At 69.6% G+C, this 18459-nt stretch carries 16 protein-coding genes; 10 read left to right on the top strand and 6 right to left on the bottom strand.

Annotation, left to right across the window (positions count from 1 at the left end):
• Positions 1-22: 22 nt before the first annotated feature.
• Positions 23-1597 carry an FG-GAP-like repeat-containing protein gene (locus ACIP79_RS33275; protein WP_401229301.1) on the top strand — a complete coding sequence of 525 codons (1575 nt, stop codon included), beginning with the start codon at positions 23-25 and terminating at the stop codon, positions 1595-1597.
• Positions 1598-1765: 168 nt separating this feature from the next.
• Positions 1766-2608 carry a hypothetical protein gene (locus tag ACIP79_RS33270; RefSeq protein WP_401229298.1) on the top strand — a complete coding sequence of 281 codons (843 nt, stop codon included), beginning with the start codon at positions 1766-1768 and terminating at the stop codon, positions 2606-2608.
• 108 nt (positions 2609-2716) lie between these two features.
• Here ACIP79_RS33270 and ACIP79_RS33265 read toward each other — a convergent pair whose 3' ends face one another.
• Both ACIP79_RS33265 and ACIP79_RS33260 read right to left on the bottom strand, forming a co-directional pair.
• Positions 2717-5119: an HAD-IC family P-type ATPase gene (locus ACIP79_RS33265; RefSeq protein ID WP_401229295.1), complete on the bottom strand. Its 2403-nt coding sequence runs from the start codon at positions 5117-5119 to the stop codon at positions 2717-2719.
• A 114-nt stretch (positions 5120-5233) separates the two neighbouring features.
• Positions 5234-5524: a DUF2530 domain-containing protein gene (locus ACIP79_RS33260; RefSeq protein WP_401229292.1), complete on the bottom strand. Its 291-nt coding sequence runs from the start codon at positions 5522-5524 to the stop codon at positions 5234-5236.
• A 289-nt stretch (positions 5525-5813) separates the two neighbouring features.
• Between ACIP79_RS33260 and ACIP79_RS33255 the strand changes: the two genes are divergently transcribed.
• Positions 5814-7265 carry an NCS2 family permease gene (locus tag ACIP79_RS33255; RefSeq protein ID WP_401229289.1) on the top strand — a complete coding sequence of 484 codons (1452 nt, stop codon included), beginning with the start codon at positions 5814-5816 and terminating at the stop codon, positions 7263-7265.
• Between the two features lie 97 nt (positions 7266-7362).
• Here the strand turns inward: ACIP79_RS33255 and ACIP79_RS33250 are convergent, their stop codons facing one another.
• Positions 7363-7545 carry a ribbon-helix-helix protein, CopG family gene (locus ACIP79_RS33250; protein WP_387183455.1) on the bottom strand — a complete coding sequence of 61 codons (183 nt, stop codon included), beginning with the start codon at positions 7543-7545 and terminating at the stop codon, positions 7363-7365.
• A 144-nt stretch (positions 7546-7689) separates the two neighbouring features.
• Here ACIP79_RS33250 and ACIP79_RS33245 point away from each other — a divergent pair, with 144 nt between their 5' ends.
• The 3 genes from ACIP79_RS33245 (at position 7690) to thpR (ending at position 10127) form a co-directional block, all read left to right on the top strand.
• Positions 7690-8127, top strand: a complete 438-nt coding sequence (locus ACIP79_RS33245) for a MarR family winged helix-turn-helix transcriptional regulator (protein WP_401229287.1) — start codon at positions 7690-7692, stop codon at positions 8125-8127.
• Between the two features lie 118 nt (positions 8128-8245).
• Positions 8246-9520, top strand: a complete 1275-nt coding sequence (locus ACIP79_RS33240) for an MFS transporter (protein ID WP_383678009.1) — start codon at positions 8246-8248, stop codon at positions 9518-9520.
• 43 nt (positions 9521-9563) lie between these two features.
• Positions 9564-10127, top strand: coding sequence for an RNA 2',3'-cyclic phosphodiesterase (thpR, locus tag ACIP79_RS33235; RefSeq protein ID WP_401229284.1), 564 nt, complete (start codon positions 9564-9566; stop codon positions 10125-10127).
• Positions 10128-10358: 231 nt separating this feature from the next.
• Here the strand turns inward: thpR and ACIP79_RS33230 are convergent, their stop codons facing one another.
• Positions 10359-11351, bottom strand: coding sequence for an aldo/keto reductase (locus tag ACIP79_RS33230; protein WP_401229281.1), 993 nt, complete (start codon positions 11349-11351; stop codon positions 10359-10361).
• Positions 11352-11856: 505 nt separating this feature from the next.
• Here ACIP79_RS33230 and ACIP79_RS33225 point away from each other — a divergent pair.
• Positions 11857-13389, top strand: a complete 1533-nt coding sequence (locus tag ACIP79_RS33225) for an MFS transporter (protein ID WP_401229278.1) — start codon at positions 11857-11859, stop codon at positions 13387-13389.
• A gap of 17 nt (positions 13390-13406) precedes the next feature.
• On the opposite strand, the gene ACIP79_RS33220 is transcribed toward ACIP79_RS33225, so the two are convergent.
• A complete protein-coding gene (locus tag ACIP79_RS33220) occupies positions 13407-14078 on the bottom strand; it encodes an SGNH/GDSL hydrolase family protein (protein ID WP_401229275.1) in 672 nt (223 codons plus the stop codon).
• A 603-nt stretch (positions 14079-14681) separates the two neighbouring features.
• Here ACIP79_RS33220 and ACIP79_RS33215 point away from each other — a divergent pair.
• Positions 14682-15665, top strand: a complete 984-nt coding sequence (locus ACIP79_RS33215) for a WD40 repeat domain-containing protein (protein WP_401229273.1) — start codon at positions 14682-14684, stop codon at positions 15663-15665.
• Positions 15666-15693: 28 nt separating this feature from the next.
• Here the strand turns inward: ACIP79_RS33215 and ACIP79_RS33210 are convergent, their stop codons facing one another.
• The gene (locus ACIP79_RS33210; protein ID WP_401229270.1) at positions 15694-16458 is read right to left on the bottom strand and encodes a TetR/AcrR family transcriptional regulator; all 765 of its coding nucleotides are present in this window, start codon (positions 16456-16458) and stop codon (positions 15694-15696) included.
• 97 nt (positions 16459-16555) lie between these two features.
• Between ACIP79_RS33210 and ACIP79_RS33205 the strand changes: the two genes are divergently transcribed.
• Together ACIP79_RS33205 and ACIP79_RS33200 are read left to right on the top strand one after the other, a co-directional pair.
• The gene (locus ACIP79_RS33205; protein ID WP_401229267.1) at positions 16556-17530 is read left to right on the top strand and encodes an ATP-binding cassette domain-containing protein; all 975 of its coding nucleotides are present in this window, start codon (positions 16556-16558) and stop codon (positions 17528-17530) included.
• Positions 17527-18345 carry an ABC transporter permease gene (locus tag ACIP79_RS33200; protein WP_401229265.1) on the top strand — a complete coding sequence of 273 codons (819 nt, stop codon included), beginning with the start codon at positions 17527-17529 and terminating at the stop codon, positions 18343-18345. Before ACIP79_RS33205 ends, ACIP79_RS33200 begins: the two co-directional genes overlap by 4 nt.
• The last annotated feature ends 114 nt before the right edge of the window (positions 18346-18459 follow it).

The raw sequence follows: 18459 nt of genomic DNA, 5'->3' as shown, positions 1-18459 counted from the left end.
CAGACTTTGATGCGAGGCACAAGTGAATGACACCCGTCCGCGCAAAACGCGCACAGTGTGGGCCACCGGACTGACGGCAGCCGGGTTGGTCACCGGCCTGTTGGCCGCGGCCCCGGCTCAATCCGTCGTCGGCGATCAGGTCGCCGATGGCAAGGATCAGTTCGCGGTGAAGCTGCACATCGCCATGGGTTCCGAGAAAGAGCGCAGTTGCTCTGGCACCCTGGTCGACCAGCAGTGGGTTCTCACCGCCGCGAGCTGCTTCGCCGCCAACCCCCAGCAGGCGACTTCGCTCACTCGGGGCGCACCGCCTTTCCTCGCCGTAGTGGCTGCCGATGGTATAAAGCCCTCCCTCGGAGCTCAGTTGAAACAGGGAGTCCGCGAGATCGTGCCCTACCCTGGCCGCGATGTCGTGATGGCGCGTCTGGGCGACTTGACCACCCCCATTGACCATCTCGACGGGCCGTTCCCCGAGATCCGGTCCGCTGCCGTCAGTGGCGCCACCCCGGCCCAGGGGGACGAGTTGAGGGCGATCGGATACGGCCGCACGCACTCGGAATGGATCCCTGAGCGCGCCCACACCGGTTCCTTCGGAGTGGACCTGGTCAACCCCACCACCCTCGCGATCTCGCCCGCATCGAGTGGCGCCCTGTGCAAGGGGGACGCCGGAGGCCCGGTGCTCAACTCCAGCGGCCAGGTCACCGCTGTCGTGTCTGCATCCTGGGACGGCGGATGCTTCAACTCTGATGAGACTCGCACTGGTGCCGTCGCCACCCGTGTCGATGACATCGCGGACTGGGTGCAGCAGGTCCGGCTCAGCTTCCGTCAGCAGCACATCACCGGCGTCATGACCGGCGGCGACTTCAACGGGGACGGTATCGATGACGTTGCTTCGCTGATGGAACCTGACTATGGCGAGGTTTTCCATGGACGTCCGGACGGCACTCTTCAGTTCGGGGCCTCCATGGCAACCGTCATACGGGGCGATCAGAAGGCACTCGTCGCCGGTGACTTCGATGCTTCACAGGGCGCTGAAGTGATCTCAGGTGACAGCACCGGTGAACTCATCCTGTCCAGCCGTCACGCCTGGGCTGTGGGCGTATGGAAGCGGACCCTGCTGTGGACCGACGCGACCTGGAAGGACGGCCTGCCCGCCGCACGCCTCCGGACAGGCACCGCCGCGCGCGACACCTTGGTCTTCCAGTGGCCCGATGGCTCCCTCTACAGCTACAAGCGGGATGCCGCCGGCAACCTGGTCAACCAGAAGAACACGCTGTCGTCGACCAAGTCGTGGAAGAAGAGGCTCATCACCACGGCCGACTTCACCGGCGACGGCCGGGACGACATCGCCGCGGTCGCTACCGACGGAGCGCTGCACCTCTATGCGGGCAAAGCCGATGGCACCTTCGACTTCGGCACCGGCCGTTCGATGTGGTCCGAGAAAAGGTGGGGCACCGTGCGTTCTGTGCTCGGCGGTGACTTCAACGGAGACGGCCTGGCAGACCTCGCTGCCCTGGAGGCCAACGGCGACCTGGTTCTGTACGCGGGCGACGGCAAGGGCGTGCTGTCGGCGGGCAAGTCCATGTGGCCGACGGTGTAGCGCCACTCACGAATTCTCCGCGGAGTCGTACAACTATTCGCCTGCGCTGTGGATCTGATCAACCGGGTCAACAGACTCCACGATCACTTGGGCCCCGTACGTGACCACGAAGGCATGTGGACTGACGCGCGGCGGGGCCCCTTCTCCACTTGGGGAACACACATGCGCATGCGCGCCACCGTGGCCGCCCTCTCGGGCGCCCTGGTCCTCTCCGCTTTCGCCGTCCCGGCCGCGGAGGCCTCCGATTCTCCGGTCTCCAGCAAGGTGGCCCTGAGTTCGGTCGGCGCCACGGCTGCCGTCGCCGATCTCGACGTCACCTTCTCCAGCATCAAGGTCAACAACGGCAAGTCGATCGTTGTCGGTGCCACCGGCGAGGTCTCCGTGCCGGTCACCTACAGGCTGACTCACGACGCCGGCCTCGACGCCGGCGAGAACAGCCTTGCCAGCGCTCCGTTCATCTATCGCGGAGGCACCTCGCCGCTGACGGCGCCCTATGGCTTCAGCAGTGACGACGTGGCGAACTGCACCGAGGTCTCCACCACCGTTCTCAACTGCTCGGCCGTGATCTACATCAGTCCGTCCAAGGAATTCCTGCCGAGTTCTCAGGCAGGCACCTGGAAGACGGGTGGCCTCGCCGCCGCAGCAGACGGAAGCACGAAGATCCAGGGCGATGTCGGCACCGTCAAGGTTCTGCGCACCGCCAAGCTCACGGTCAACGCGGCCCCGGAGCCGGTGAAGAAGGGCAAGACCATCACCGTCACCGGCAAGCTGACCCGAGCGAACTGGGACACCAACACCTATGGCGGCTACGGCAGTCAGTCGGTGGTGCTGCAGTTCCGCAAGAACGGCACCACCAACTACACCAATGTCAAGGGCATCAAGTCCACTTCGACGGGCGCCCTGAAGACCACGGTCACCGCCTCCACCGACGGCTACTACCGCTTCACCTACGCGGGTTCGGCGACCGCCGCGTCGGCCGCAGTCGCCGGTGACTACGTAGACGTGCAGTAGGAACGCGCCCCACGGCGGGGCCGCATCGACAAGCGGCTCCGCGGTGTGGCGCGGGCCCGGCCACAACGGCAGCCCAGTCGGCACTCGGTCCTCTCAGCCGGCCGAGCGCTAAGCGGAAGCGCGGCGGCCCACCCACCTCCAAGCGAGTTCCAGGGTGGCCGCCGCCACCGCGGCGATACCCACCGCGAGCCACGGCATCGTCACGCCGACCAGTTTCAGCGCGAAGAAGTCCTGGAGCCAGGGCACGACGAGCACCAGCAGGAACCCGGCGCCCATGGTCGCGACGAGGGCGATCCGCCACCAGGTGTAGGGGCGGGCGATGATCGCCAGTACCCACATCGAGATCAGGAAGAGCGTGAGTGTCGCGGCACTCGTCTCCGCGCCCAACGCGTCGGTGCCGGTGTAGTGGTGACGGGCGATCAGGTAGGTGACGAAGGTCGCCACCGCCGCGATCACGCCTCCGGGGATCGAGTACCGCATCACCCGCCGTACGAAGTGGGGCCTGGCCCGTTCCGTGTTGGGGGCGAGGGCGAGGAAGAACGCCGGGACGCCGATCGTCAGCGTGGACAGCAGGGTCAAGTGGCGCGGCAGGAAGGGGTATTCGACCTGCCAGCACACCACCAGGATGGCCAGCAGCACCGAGTAGACCGTCTTCACCAGGAACAGGGTCGCCACCCGGGTGATGTTCCCGATGACCCTGCGGCCCTCCGCGACCACCGAAGGCAGCGTCGCGAAGCTGTTGTTGAGCAGCACGATCTGCGCCACGGCCCGGGTCGCCTCGGAGCCCGACCCCATGCTGACCCCGATGTCGGCGTCCTTGAGGGCCAGTACGTCGTTCACGCCGTCGCCGGTCATCGCCACGGTGTGGCCGTTCGACTGCAACGCGCCCACCATGTCCCGCTTCTGCTGCGGGGTGACGCGGCCGAACACCGTGCCCTGATCCAGCGACTTCGCCATCTCCGCCTGGTCGGCGGGCAGATGGCGCGCGTCCACCACCGCGCCGCTGAGCCCGAGCTTCCCGGCCACCGCGCCCACCGACACCGCGTTGTCGCCGGAGATGACCTTTGCGCTGACGTCCTGTTCCTCGAAGTACCGCAGGGTGTCCGCCGCGTCCGGGCGCAGCCGCTGTTCGAGGACGACGAGGGCGGTGGGGCTCGCGCCCACCGTGACGTCGGGATCGTCGAGGTCCCGGTCGGCCCGGGTCAGCAGCAGCACCCGCAGCCCGGCCTCGTTCAGCCGCTCGGTCTCGGCGAGCGCCGGGTCCCCTTCGGCCAGCAGCACGTCGGGGGCGCCCAGCAGCCAGGTGCTCGACTCGCCGTCGTCCTCGCTGAAGGACGCCCCGCTGTACTTGCGTGCCGAGGAGAAGGGGAGCGACTCCGTGCAGCTCCAGTCGCCGCTGTCCGGGTAGGCGTCGATGATCGCCTGGAGGGAGGCGTTCGGCCGCGGGTCCGACGCACCGAGCGCGCCGAGGACCGTACGTACGTACGTCTCGTCGCCGTCACCCAGCGGGCGCACCTCGGTGACGTCCATGCCGCCCTCGGTGAGCGTGCCCGTCTTGTCGAGGCAGACGGTGTCGACGCGGGCGAGCCCCTCGATCGCCGGCAACTCCTGCACCAGACACTGTTTCCGGCCAAGCCGGATGACGCCGATCGCGAAGGCGACGGAGGTGAGGAGCACCAGGCCCTCCGGGACCATCGGCACGATCCCGCCCACCGTGCGGGCGACGGAGTCCTTGAAGTCGTTCTCCTTCACCACCAGTTGGGTGATGACCAGGCCGATCGCGCTCGGGATCATCATCCACGTCACGTACTTGAGGATCGTGGAGATACCCGTGCGCAGCTCGGAGTGGACGAGCGTGAACCGTGAGGCCTCCTCGGCGAGCTGCGCCGCGTACGCCTCCCGTCCCACCTTCGTCGCCGTGAACGCGCCCCCGCCGGCCACCACGAAACTGCCCGACATCACCTGGTCGCCCGGCTGCTTGACCACCGGGTCGGCCTCACCGGTGAGCAGCGACTCGTCGATCTCCAGGCCTTCGGCCTCCACACAGGCGCCGTCCACGACGATCTTGTCGCCCGGCCCGATCTCGATCAGGTCGCCGAGCACGATCCCGGAGGTGCTGACCTCGGCGGCGACCCCGTCCCTGCGGACGGTCGGCTTGGCCTCGCCGATCACCGCGAGTGAGTCCAGGGTCTTCTTGGCCCGCCACTCCTGGATGATGCCGATCCCGGTGTTGGCGAGGATCACGTACCCGAACAGGCTGTCCTGGAACGGCGCCACGAACAACATGATCAGCCAGAGCACGCCGATGATGGCGTTGAACCGGGTGAAGACGTTGGCCCGGACGATCTCCCCCACGGAGCGGCTGCTGCGCACGGGTACGTCGTTCACCTCGCCGCGCGCCACCCGCTCGGCCACCTCGGCGGCGGTCAGCCCTCGCGCCCGCCCGGAGGCGGCGGGTATGGGCACGGGGTGAACGGGATCGAGTTCGGCACCCGCGTCGATGTGCGTCATGCGTCCGACGGTACGTGCGGAAATACGGCTTCACCCGCCGAGTGCCCCAAAGATCCGACCAGGGGAGGACGGGGGGCGGCGGTCAATGATGCCGTGGGTGTAGGGGGAGCCCGGTCACTCCGCCGGAGAGTCGACGCCGGGCGGGTCGGTGCGGGCCCGGAGCGCCGCGTCCCGTGCGATGGCCGCCTCCCGGCCCCGGGCGTACCAGATGCCGATCAGGCCGAGTCCCGTGCCGACCAGGCACGTCCACACCCACCAGGTGTGCCCGTGGTCGTCGAACCAGCCGTAGAACGGCAGCTGCGCCACGAAGAGGACGAACCAGAGGATCGTGCCGCCGGTGACTGTGGCGACCACGGGACCCTCAAGGGGCTCCGGCGCCTCGTGCTTGGGGGTCCACTTCGCCATGGGGACAGCTTACGAGCATGCCTTGCGGGGCTTCGCGCAGGCCGGTCACCGGCTTTTTACCGGCCTTGTATACCAAGGGTCTACGCGCGGAGATGGCGATTTAGGACTCATATGTTCATACTGAAACCGCCTGAGTCTGGCTCTTTCTGTTCGTACGAAACACCAATGGAAACACTCAGGAAACCCGTTGGTGATCACGCGACGGCCAGACTCGATCACGTTCCCAGCCCGGCGCCGTCCCGCCCGGCGCCCACCGGCCCGCAGGGCCCCCGCACGTATGAGGTCACGCATGTCCACCTCGGCCCTCACCAAGGCGACCGACCCGGAACAGCCGGAACCCCGGCCCGGCCAGGGCGCCCTGGACCGCTACTTCAGGATCTCCGAGCGGGGCAGCACGCTGTCCCGCGAGATCCGCGGCGGGTTCGCCACCTTCTTCGCGATGGCCTACATCATCGTGCTGAACCCAATCATCCTGGGCAGCGCGAAGGACATGTACGGGCACCAGCTGGACAACGGCCAGCTGGTCACCGCGACCGCCCTCACCGCGGCCCTGACCACGCTCCTGATGGGCGTCATCGGCAACGTGCCGATCGCGCTGGCCGCCGGACTCGGCGTGAACACCGTCGTCGCCCTCCAGCTCGCCCCGCGGATGTCCTGGCCGGACGCCATGGGCATGGTGGTCCTCGCGGGCCTCGTCGTGATGCTCCTGGTCGCCACCGGCCTGCGCGAGCGCGTCATGAACGCCGTGCCGCTGGGCCTGCGCAAGGCCATCTCGATCGGTATCGGCCTCTTCATCATGCTGATCGGCCTGGTCGACTCCGGCTTCGTCTCGCGCATCCCGGACATCGCGCAGACCACCGTCCCGCTCCAGCTCGGCGGCGACGGTCACCTCAACGGCTGGCCCGTCCTGATCTTCGTCCTCGGCACGCTGCTCACGCTCGCGCTGATGGTGCGCAAGGTGTCCGGCGCGATCCTCATCTCGATCGTCACGATGACCGTCCTCGCGGTGATCATCAACGCCGTCGCCAAGATCCCCTCCTGGGGTCTGACCACCCCGGAGTGGCCCGGCAACCCGGTCGCCACCCCCGACTTCGGGCTCGTCGGCAAGGTCAGCCTCTTCGGCGGCTTCGACAAGGTCGGCGTGCTGACCGGCGTCCTCTTCGTCTTCACCGTGCTGCTGTCGTGCTTCTTCGACGCGATGGGCACGATCATGGGCGTCAGCGACGAGGCCAAGCTGACCGACGCCCAGGGCAACATGCCCGGCATCAACAAGGTCCTCTTCGTCGACGGCATCGCGGTCGCCGCGGGCGGCGCCACCTCCTCCTCGGCCACCACCTGCTTCGTGGAGTCCACGGCGGGTGTCGGCGAGGGTGCGCGCACCGGCTTCGCGAACGTCGTCACCGGCGGGCTCTTCGCCGTCGCGCTCTTCCTGACCCCCGTCGCCACGATGGTCCCGTCCCAGGCGGCCACCCCGGCGTTGCTCGCGGTCGGCTTCCTGATCCTGTCCCACTCGATCAAGGACATCGACTGGGCGGACTACACGATCGCCATCCCGGCCTTCGTGACGATGCTGATGATGCCGTTCACCTACTCGATCACGAACGGCATCGGCATGGGCTTCATCACCTTCGTGGTGCTGCGGCTGGCGGCGGGACGCGGCCGTGACATCCCGGTCCCGATGTACGTGGTGGCGGCGGTGTTCGGCTTCTACTACCTGATGCCGGCGCTGGGCCTCACGTAGGCGGTCGTACGGGGTCACGTGACCGACCGGCTCACGTGACCCCGGCTCGCGTGACCGACCGGCTCACGCGGGCCCCCCGGCTCTCGTGACCACCGGCTCACGTGACCCCGTAGAACTTCTCCGTCTCGTCGACCGCGGTCTGGAACCGCTCGTCGAAGTCGTCGCGAACGAGCGTCCGGACCACATAGTCCTGGACGCTCATTCCGCGTTTGGCGGCGTGGTGTCGGAGCCGGTCGAGCAGCTCCCCGTCTATCCGCAGGCTGAGCACGCTGGTCCCCATGGAGTCGAGGGTCGCGGTACCCCGCCGGGTGAGGGGTCACTTTCCGGATCGGACTCACTCATATGAGTGACGTAAAGATTCGGTTTTCGGTTTCGCGGGCACCCGGGTGGTCTTTAGCGAGAGTAATGAGTTATGCTAAGGAACATGCCTGACCTCAACCATGGCGACGACGCTGCCGCCGTGAACTCCCTCCGCTCCGCGATCATGCGGTTGTCGCGTCGGCTCAAGCACCAGCGCGTCGACGAGTCGCTGAGCCCCACCGAGATCTCGGTGCTCGGCACCCTCGCCCGCTGTGGCAACGCCACGCCCGGTGAACTCGCCCGCAAAGAGCATGTGCAGCCCCCCTCGATGACCCGCATCGTCGCCCTGCTCGAAGCGAAGGGACTGGTCAGGCTGGAGCCGCATCCCGAGGACCGGCGCCAGAAGGTCGTCACGCAGACCGACAAGGCCGAGGCCATGCTCGAAGAGGCCCGCCGCAAGCGGAACGCGTGGCTGGCCGGACTCGCCGAGGTCCTCGACGAGGACGAGTGGGCCAAGCTCCGCGCCGCCGCCCCCGTCCTGGAGAAGCTCGCCCAGATCTGACCGAAGAAGTTTTCCTACGCCCAGGAGGCGAGCCCTTTTGAGTTCGGGACCCGGAGCAGACTCCGCCCCCGCACCTGCCACCCACGACTCTCCGCCCGCCCCCCGCACCCGCTCGTCGATGTTCAGCTCGCTCAAGGTCCGGAACTACCGCCTGTTCTTCATGGGCCAGGTCGTCTCCAACACCGGCACCTGGATGCAGCGCATCGCCCAGGACTGGCTGGTGCTGAGCCTGACCGGCTCCTCCGCCGCGGTCGGTATCACCACCGCGCTCCAGTTCCTGCCGATGCTGCTCTTCGGGCTGTACGGCGGTGTCCTCGTCGACCGGCTGCGCAAGCGCCCGACCCTGCTGGCCACCCAGGCGGCCATGGGCGTCACCGGCCTCGCGCTCGCCGTCCTGACGCTCTCCGGACACGTCGAGGTCTGGCACGTCTACCTGGCCGCCTTCCTCGTGGGCATGATCACGGTCGTCGACAACCCGGCCCGGCAGTCCTTCGTCTCCGAGATGGTCGGCCCCGACCAGCTGCAGAACGCGGTCAGTCTGAACTCCGCCAACTTCCAGTCCGCCCGCCTGGTCGGCCCCGCCGTCGCGGGCGTGCTGATCACCGGCGTGGGCACGGGCTGGGCGTTCCTCTTCAACGGCCTCTCGTTCGTCGCCCCCGCCGTCGGCCTGCTGCTGATGCGCACCCGCGAGCTGCACCTGGTCAAGCGCGCCCCGCGTGCCAAGGGCCAGCTCCGCGAAGGCCTGCGCTATGTCGCGAGCCGCCCCGAACTGCTCTGGCCGATCGTCCTCGTCGGCTTCATCGGCACCTTCGGCTTCAACTTCCCGGTCTGGCTCTCCGCCTACGCGGACGACATCTTCCACGCGGGCGCCGGTGCCTACAGCCTCTTCAACACCCTGATGGCGGTCGGCTCGGTGGCCGGCGCGCTGCTCGCCGCCCGGCGCGGCACGGCCCGCCTGCGTGTCCTGATCGCCGCCGCGGTGGCCTTCGGCGCCCTGGAGGTGGTGGCAGCCGCGGCGCCCTCGCTCTGGCTCTTCGCCCTCCTCATGGTCCCGATCGGCGTCTTCGGCCTGACGGTCAACGTCACCGCGAACACCTCGGTCCAGATGGCCACCGACCCCGCCATGCGCGGCCGGGTCATGGCCCTGTTCATGATGGTCTTCATGGGCGGTACGCCGCTGGGGGCGCCGCTGGTCGGCTGGGTCACCGACGCCTACGGCCCGCGGGTCGGCTTCGCCCTCGGCGGCCTGATCTCCACGCTCTCCGCGGTCACCATCGGCCTGGTCCTGGTCCGCATCGGCGGCCTGCGCCTCTCCCTCGGCTGGAACGGCGGTCACCCGCACGCCCGCTTCGTGCCGAAGGAGCGGCGGGAACCGCTGGCAGCGGCGGCGTGAGGCGGGCCCGTGCGCTGCCTGCGCTGCCTGCGAGGGTGAGGGCATGAGGCTCTTCGCGGCCGTGCTGCCGCCGGCGGACGTGGTGGACGAACTCGCCACGGCGGTCGGGGAACTGCACCGGCTGCCGGGCGCCGACGGGCTGCGCTGGACCGGCCGGCCCGGCTGGCACTGCACGCTCGCGTTCTACGGGGAGGTCGACGAGGAATCCGTTCCCGGCCTCTCGGAACGCCTTGCCCGCGCGGCCCACCGCACTCCCGCCTTCCCCCTCTCCCTGTGCGGCGGGGGCCACTTCGGCGGGCGGGCGCTGTGGGCGGGGGTGGCGGGCGAGATCCGTACCCTCCGCCTGCTCGCCGACCGCGCGGAGGCGGCCGGCCGGAAGGCGGGCGTCACCCTGGCGGACCACCGCCACTACCGGCCCCACCTCACGCTGGCCCGCGGCCGCTCCGACACCGCCTTCGACGCGTACGCCGGTGTCCTGGACGCCTTCGCGGGGCGCGAGTGGACGGTGCGGGAGCTGTGCCTCGTACGGAGCGAGCTGCCGAGGTCGGGGGTGCCGGGGGAGCGGCCCCGTTACGAGACGGTGCGGCGCTGGCCGCTGGGGGCGTAGCCGCTGTTCGGCGGTGCTTCGGGCAGGCGCCTGAAGGCAGCGGGCCGCGGCCCGTTAACCTCGACTCGTGAACCCGAAGACTCGTAACCGGATCATGGCAGGCGTGCTCGTGCTGATGTTCGTCGTGGTGGCGCTGGCGGCGGCGGTCGGCCAGTAGCCCGCCGCCGCCTCCCGCGCGTCGCCCCCGGAGGGGCTGGGTGACCAGCGCCCTCCAAGGTCAGAGGGGCTGGGTCACCAGGCGAAGGCCTCCGGAGAGGGGCCGGGGCCGGGGAAGATCTCGTCGAGCGAGGACAGCACGTCCTCGCTCAGCTCCAGCTCCACGGCGCGCAGCGCGGACGTGAGCTGTTCGGCGGTGCGCGGGCCGACGATGGGACCCGTGACGCCGGGCCGCGTCAGCAGCCACGCCAGGGCGGCCTCGCCGGGCTCGATCCCGTGCTTCTCCAGCAGGTCCTCGTACGCCTGGATCTGCGCCCGTGAGGTGGGGTTGGCGAGGGTGTCCGCGGCCCGGCCGCTCGCCCTGCGTCCGCCCTGGATCTCCTTCTTGATGACCCCGCCGAGCAGTCCGCCCTGGAGCGGCGACCAGGGGATGACCCCGAGGCCGTACTCCTGCGCGGCCGGGATGACCTCCATCTCCGCGCGCCGTTCGGCGAGGTTGTAGAGGCACTGCTCGCTGACGAGCCCGATGGTGTTGCCGCGACGCGACGCGATCTCGTTGGCCTGGGCGATCTTGTAGCCGGGGAAGTTGCTCGATCCCGCGTAGAGGATCTTTCCCTGCTGGACCAGGACGTCGATCGCCTGCCAGATCTCCTCGAAGGGGGTGGCGCGGTCGATGTGGTGGAACTGGTAGATGTCGATGTAGTCGGTCTGGAGCCGCTTGAGGCTGGCGTCCACGGCCCGCCGGATGTTGAGCGCGGAGAGCTTGTCGTGGTTGGGCCAGGGCTCGCCGTCGCCGGCCATGTTCCCGTGCACCTTGGTGGCGAGCACGGTCTTGTCGCGCCGCGCGCCGCCCTCGGCGAACCAGGTTCCGATGATCTCTTCGGTACGGCCCTTGTTCTCGCCCCAGCCGTACACGTTCGCCGTGTCGAAGTAGTTGATTCCCGCGTCCAGCGCCGCGTCCATGATGGCGTGGCTGTCGCTCTCGTTGGTCTGCGGACCGAAGTTCATGGTCCCGAGAACGAGCCGGCTGACCTTGAGTCCCGTGCGTCCGAGCTGCGTGTACTTCATGACTGCTAAGCCAACGACGTGGAGTGCGCTCTAGGCAAGGGCAGCTCGCGGCGGGCGGGGGCCGAGTGCGGGTCGGGCGCGGGTCGAGCGCGGGTCAGTCGCGGCCTAGGTGGGTGCCTTTGAGGTCCACGTCCGTGCCGAAGGTGGAATTTGCTTTCGCGGGGGAAGTGTGAGCACGAATTCGGGGTTTCGGGGCTGGTGTTGTGGGGTTCTGTGCTCACAGAAACCGTTGGGTAGTCAAGGGGAGAATTGCCACAGCGGGGCGGGTTAATTCGGGCCCGGGGGGTCGCCTGGGGGCTGTTACGGTTGGGGTTCGTCCCGGGACCGGGCCGTGCACTGTCGGTGCACCCGTCCTGGATTGCATGGTGAGCGTCGTGTGTCCACCGGTTCCGTACGCTCTGGCTTTCCCTCCGGCAATGGAAGTTGACTTTTCGGGTCGATTCCGTTCTCGGGAAATCGATTGAGTCCCTTTTCGGGTTCACAGCCCATTCTTTGGAGTATTCCCATGTCTGCTGACAGCACCGCTGTCATCGCCCCCGCGGGATCGGACACCGGCCCCGGTCACGCGTCCGGCGGGCGGCACCTCGGGCTCGCCCTGGTCGTGATCGCCGCCGCCCAGCTGATGGTGGTCCTCGACGCCACGATCACCAACATCGCCCTGCCCGCCATCCAGACCGACCTGGGGGTGTCGGACGCGAACCTGGCGTGGATCGTCAACTCCTACGCGCTCGCGTTCGGCGGTCTGCTGCTGCTCGGCGGCAAGGCCGGGGACCTGTTCGGGCGCAGGCGGATGTTCCAGGTGGGCATCGCGGTGTTCACGCTCGCCTCGCTGCTCGGCGGGCTCGCCCCCGGCGAGGGTCTGCTGATCGGCGCCCGCATACTCCAGGGCGTCGGCGCGGCCTTCGCGGCGCCCAACGCGCTGGCGCTGATCACGACCACGTTCCCGGAGGGCAAGCCGCGCAACGCGGCGATGGGCGTGTACGCCGGGATGGCCGGCATCGGCGCCACGGTCGGCCTGCTGCTGGGCGGCGTACTCACCGATGTCCTGGACTGGCGCTGGGTGTTCTTCGTCAACATCCCCATCGGCCTCGCCGTACTGGCCGGGACACGGACCCTCGTGGAGGCCGAACGCCACCACGGGCGGCTGGACGTTCCCGGCGCCGTCACCGGCACCGGCGGACTGATCACCCTGGTCTACGGAATCACCCGCGGCGGCGACCAGGGCTGGACCGACGGCCTCACGCTGGCCTCCTTCGGCGCGGCGGTCGTCCTGCTCGTCGCCTTCCTGTTCCTCCAGGCCCGGACCACGCACCCGATGATGCCGCTGCGGCTGTTCTCGGAGCGGAGCCGCTGGGGTTCCTACGCGACGATGCTGTTCATCGGCGCGGGCATGTTCGCCACCTTCTACTTCCTCACGCTGTACATGCAGTTGATCCTCGGCTACAGCCCGGTCAGGACCGGCTTCGGCTTTCTGCCGATCAGCTTCGGGATGGCGGCCGCCGCGGGCGTCAGCTCCAAGCTCGTCGCCCGGTTCGCGCCGCGCGTGATCGCCGGGCCGGGGCTGCTGGTGGCGGCCGTGGGCATGTGCTGGTTCGCGACGCTGGAGCCGGACTCCTCGTACGCGGGGCACGTCATGCCCGCCATGTTCGTCACGGCACTTGGCCTGGGCGCGACCTTCGTCCCGATGACGCTCGGCGCGGTCAGCGGTGTCTCCCACGACGACACCGGGGTCGCCTCGGCGCTCCTCAACACCGCCCAGCAGATCGGCGGCGCGCTCGGCCTCGCGATCCTCTCGACGGTCTCCACGTCGGCGGCGAACGGTGAACTCCCCGAGGCCGCCTCGTCCCTCTACCGGGGCCTGGCCACCGAGGACTTCACCCTGGTGGCGAAGGCAGGCGACGCGGTGACCCACGGCTACACGATGGCCTTCGCCGCCGCCGCGGTCCTGTTCCTGGCCGGCCTGCTGGTCACGGCCTTCGCCGTCAACGCGGGCAGGCAGCAGCACACGGAGGGCGCGGCCCCGGTCCACCTGGGCTGAGCCCGGCGCCCGACGGCTCAGCCGGAGTACGGCTCGCCCAGGTCCCAGGCCTGGTACATCGCCTCCGCGAACCCCGCCGCGATCCGGTGCTCGCCGTTCTCGTTCGGGTGGGTGCCGTCGTAGGTGTCGAAGGTGGTGTCGTACGACGGCGGGGACGCCAGGAGGAGGGGGGAGCGGGGTTCGTCGAGGTCGGCGACTGCCTTGGCGAGGAGTTCGTTGAAGGAGGCGACCTCGGCGGCGAAGGGGGCGTCCGTCTCGACGCGGACGTTCGGGATCACCGGGAGCACCACCATGCGGATGCGGGGGTTGGCGGCGCGGGCCTCCGCGACGAAGGCGCGGGCGTTGTCCGCCGTCTGGGCCGCGTTCGTGTAGAAGCCCAGGTCGATCAGGCCCAGCGAGACCAGCAGCACGTCGGCCCGCTGGGTCCGCACCGCCTCGCGGATCAGCGGGGTCAGGTGGATCCAGCCCTCGCCCCAGCCGGCGAGGTGGGCGCGGGGGAAGCCGGGGTCGGCGTACTCGTAGGAGTCGGGCGAGCCCGTCGCCTTGTCGTAGAGGGTCTCGCGCGGGCCGACGATCCGGAACGGCCCCGGGTACGTCTCGCGCAGGTGCTGCCACATCCGGTAACGCCATGTGTGTTCGCCGGCGCTTCCGATCGTCATGGAGTCGCCGACGGGCATGAACCTGAGCATTGGCTCATCATGAACGATGGCTGGGGGTGGCACGGACGGTGCGGATGTGAGTCCCGCCACGCCGACGGGCCCGAGTCCTGCCACGCCGGCGGGCCCGAGTCCTGCCACGCCGGCGGGCCCGAGTCCTGCCACGCTGTGGGCGTGAGTTCGGAGCCGTCTGTGGACGGGGTCGGGACGTGCTTGTGGGTGTGAGTTCGGAGCCGCCTGCGGGCGGAGTCGGGACGTGCCTATGGGTGTGAGTTCGGAGCCGCCTGTGGACGGGGTCGGGACGTGCCTGTGGGCGTGAGTCCGGAGCCGCCTGTAAACGGAGTCCGACCCGCCTGTGGGCGTGAGTTCGGACCTGCCCATGGGCGTGAGTCCGGACAGCCTGCGGACGGGGGTTTGGACCCGCCTGCGGAGGTGCGTCCGGAGCCGCCTGCGGACGGAGTCCGACCCGCCTGCGGGCGTGAGTCCGGACCCGCCAGCGGAGGTGCGTCCGGACCCGCGCGCGGACGGAGTCCGGACCCGCCCGCCGACGTGAGTCCCGCCGTGCCACGCCCGTCTCGCGACGGGTCGGTCGAGAAGGCCGATGTGAACGGGCGTCCGGGGTGGCAGGCTTGGGGCATGCGTCGAACCCTTTCCCGCCTCGCCGGAGCCGCAGTCGTCCTCGTCATCGCGCTGGCGGCGCCGGCCGCGGGCGCCGACGGGGACGAGGGGTTCACCATCAAGGACCCCCGGATCACCGAGTCCAGCGGCCTCGCCGCCTCCCGCGCCCACCCCGGGATCTACTGGACCCACAACGACAGCGACGACGGCGCCTACCTCTACGCCGTCGACAGCGCCACCGGCGAGACCGTCGCGACGGTCACCATGACCGGCGTCGGCGCCCCCCGCGACATCGAGGCCATCTCGATCGGGCCCGACGACGACCTCTACGTCGGCGACATCGGCGACAACCTCGGCGGCACCTGGAACCACGTGTGGATCTACAAGCTGCCCGAGCCGAAGGAGCTGAAGGACCAGACGATCCGCGCCACCCAGTACGTGGTGAAGTACGCGGACGGTCCCCGTGACGCGGAGGCGCTGATGGTGCATCCGAAGACCGGGCGGGTCTACATCGCCGACAAGAAGGACGAGGGCGGCCACCTGTACGAGGGCCCCGCCGAGCTCTCCGCCTCCGGCACCAACGTCTTCCGCAGCATCGCCCCCGTCGACATCCAGGTCACCGACGGAGCCTTCTCGCCCGACGGGAAACAGCTCGCGCTGCGCGCCTACTTCGGCGGCCACGCGTACGCCTGGAACGGCGGGAAGATCAAGGAACAGGGACGGCTGAGCGTGCCCCTGCAACGGCAGGGCGAGTCCGTCACCTACACCGCCGACGGCTCGAAGCTGATGTTCGGCAGCGAGGGCACGCAGAGCCCCGTGAACGCCGAGGACGTGCCGGGCGGCGGTTCTTCGGACTCCAAGTCGCCCTCAGGGGGCGGGAGTTCGTCGGGCACGGACTCGGGCGGCGAGGGCATGGACTCCGACGTCAGGGTCGGCGCGCTCGTCGTCGCCGTCGTGCTGGGCGGGGTGTGGGGGCTCCGCCGTCTGCGCCGCAGGGGCTGAGCGGGTCACCCGAGGGGCGGGCCCTCCCTCAGTCGCGGCGGCGGCGCTCGACGAGGACCTCAAGGCCGTCCAGGATGCGCTGCAGCCCGAACTCGAAGTGGTCGAAGTCGGGGCCGAAGGAGTCCTCGGACAGTGAGGCCATGACGGGGTAGCGGCCACTGGTCATGATCTCCTCCAGGACCGGGTACTGGGCCGCCCAGAACTCCGCGTCGGTCAGGCCCGTCCGCCGCTCCGCCTCCCGCGCGTACAGCTGGGTCCTGGCGGCGCCGGTGACGTACGAGTCGATCATGATGACCACCGAGACCAGCTCGGGGTCGGACAGCCGCATGGGCCTGATCCGGGAGATCACCTTCTCCATGCCGTCGATCGCGCTCGGGCCGAGCACCGGGCGGGACTGGTTGACCTGGAGCAGCCAGGTGTGGCGCCGGTGCAGCGCGAGGCTCTCGCGGGCCAGGGCCTCCAGCGCGGAGCGCCAGTTCTCGCCGAACACGGCCAGGTCGTCGCCGGTGCGCTGGACGCGGTCCAGCATCAGGTCGAGCAGTTCGCCCTTGCCCGGCACGTACCGGTACAGCGACATCGTGCCGGTGCCCAGCTCCGTCGCGATCCGGCGCATCGACACCGCCTCGATGCCCTCGGTGTCCGCGACCTGGACGGCGGCTTCCACGATCCGCTCGACCGAAAGACCCGGTTTCCGGCCGCGGCTCGGGCGCTTGCCCGGGTTCCACAGCAGTTCGAGGGTGCGGACGATGTCTCCGCTGCCGCTGGTCTCCGTACCGCCGCTGCCGTTGGTCATGGGGCTCAGGATAATCCCCGCCGCAAGATATGAGTACGGTGTACTCTCCGAAGAGTACGGTGTACTCATAGAGGGGTTTCCGGGGTGGAGGGGTGCTGTGGACGGATACGCGGTGCGGGCCGAAGGGCTTGAGAAGAGGTACGGGGAGAAGCGGGCCCTGGACGGGTTCGACCTGGCGGTGCGGGAGGGGACGGTGCACGGCCTGCTCGGGCCGAACGGCGCGGGCAAGACCACCGCCGTCCGCATCCTGGCCACGCTCCTGCGGGCGGACGGCGGGAGCGCGCGGGTGGCGGGCCTGGACGTGGCCCGCCGGCCCCGGGAGGTGCGGGCGCGGATCGGGCTCACCGGTCAGTACGCGGCGGTGGACGAGGTGCTCAGCGGGCGGCAGAACCTGGAGATGTTCGGGCGGCTGTTCCATCTGGGCGGGCGCGGGGCGCGGGTGCGGGCGGGGGAACTGCTGGAGCAGTTCGACCTCGTCGAGGCCGCCGACAGGGGGGTCGGGAAGTACAGCGGGGGCATGCGTCGCCGGCTCGACCTCGCCGCGTCGATGATCCTCACCCCGAGCGTGCTGTTCCTGGACGAGCCGACGACCGGGCTCGACCCGCGCGGCCGGGGCGAAGTCTGGGACTCCGTACGGGCGTTGGTGACCGGCGGCACGACCGTCCTGCTGACCACGCAGTATCTGGAGGAGGCCGACAGGCTCGCCTCGCACATCACCGTGCTCGACCAGGGCCGGGCCATCGCGGACGACACCCCGGACGGGCTGAAGAGCACCGTCGGCGGTGACCGCGTCGAGGTGGTGGTGCGTGAACGCGCCGACATCCCGCGGGCGGTGAAGGTGGTGGCCCGGGTCGCGGACGGCGAACCGGAGACGGACGAGACCGGACTCCGCGTGCACGCCCCGGTCACCGACCGGGTGGCCGCGCTCACGGAGGTGGCGCGCACCCTCCAGGACGAGGGCGTCGCGGTCGAGGACATCGGACTGCGCAGGCCGAGCCTCGACGACGTGTTCCTGCGCCTGACCGGACACCGCACGGAGAGCTCTCCCGAGGACAAGGAGGCGGCGGCATGAGCGCGTTGGAGCTGACCGGACCCCGTCACGGCCGCGCGTACTGGGCGATCGCCGACTGCTGGAACGTGGTGCGCCGCGGGCTGACCCACTACCAGCGCCAACCCGTCAACATCGTCTGGCAGTTGGGCTTCCCGATCCTCTCCGTGCTGCTGTACGGATACGTCTTCGGCAGCGCGATGAAAGTGCCGGGCGGCGGGGACTACAAGGACTTCCTGATGCCGGGGATGTTCGTGATGACGATGGCCTTCGGGTTCATCAACACCGCGACCGTCGTGGTCTACGACTCCACCAAGGGCGTCATCGACCGGTTCCGCTCGATGCCGATGGCGCCGTCCGCGGTGGTCGCCGGGCGCGGGGTCACCGATCTGCTGGTCGCCTGCGCGGAGTTGGGGATCCTGATGCTCACCGCGGTCGCCATGGGCTGGCGCCCCGACGGCGGATTCGGCTTCCTCGCCGCCTTCGCCCTGCTGCTGTGGCTGCGCTTCGCGCTGATCTGGCTCGGCGTGTGGCTCGGCCTGATGGTGCCCAACCCGGAGGCCGCGGGCGGGCTGTTCGCGGTGGCCTTCCCGCTGACGATGATCTCCAGCATCTTCGTCGCGCCGCAGCTCATGCCGGACTGGCTCGGCTTCGTCGCGGCCTGGAACCCGATCTCGTCCACGGCCGCGGCCACCCGCGAGCTGTTCGGCACGCCGGTCGGCAGCGGCGACTCCTGGGTCGAGCAGCACGCGCTGCTGATGGCCGGGGTGTGGCCGGTGATCCTGACGCTGGTCTTCCTGCCGCTGGCGGTACGGCGGTTCAGGAAACTGAGCCACTGACGAGAGAGGGGCGCCCCGCCCCATTAAACTGCCGGGCGCCCCACCCCCCCGGCAGACGGGTACAGCGTAAAGATCAAGAAGTCGACGCCAATTGTGTGCGCCCCGCCCTGCGCC

This window comes from Streptomyces sp. NPDC088747 (genome assembly GCF_044751025.1).
Classification (GTDB): Bacteria; Actinomycetota; Actinomycetes; order Streptomycetales; family Streptomycetaceae; genus Streptomyces.
Note: the sequence above shows the minus strand (reverse complement) of the source record. Positions and strands in the feature narration are given on the sequence as shown.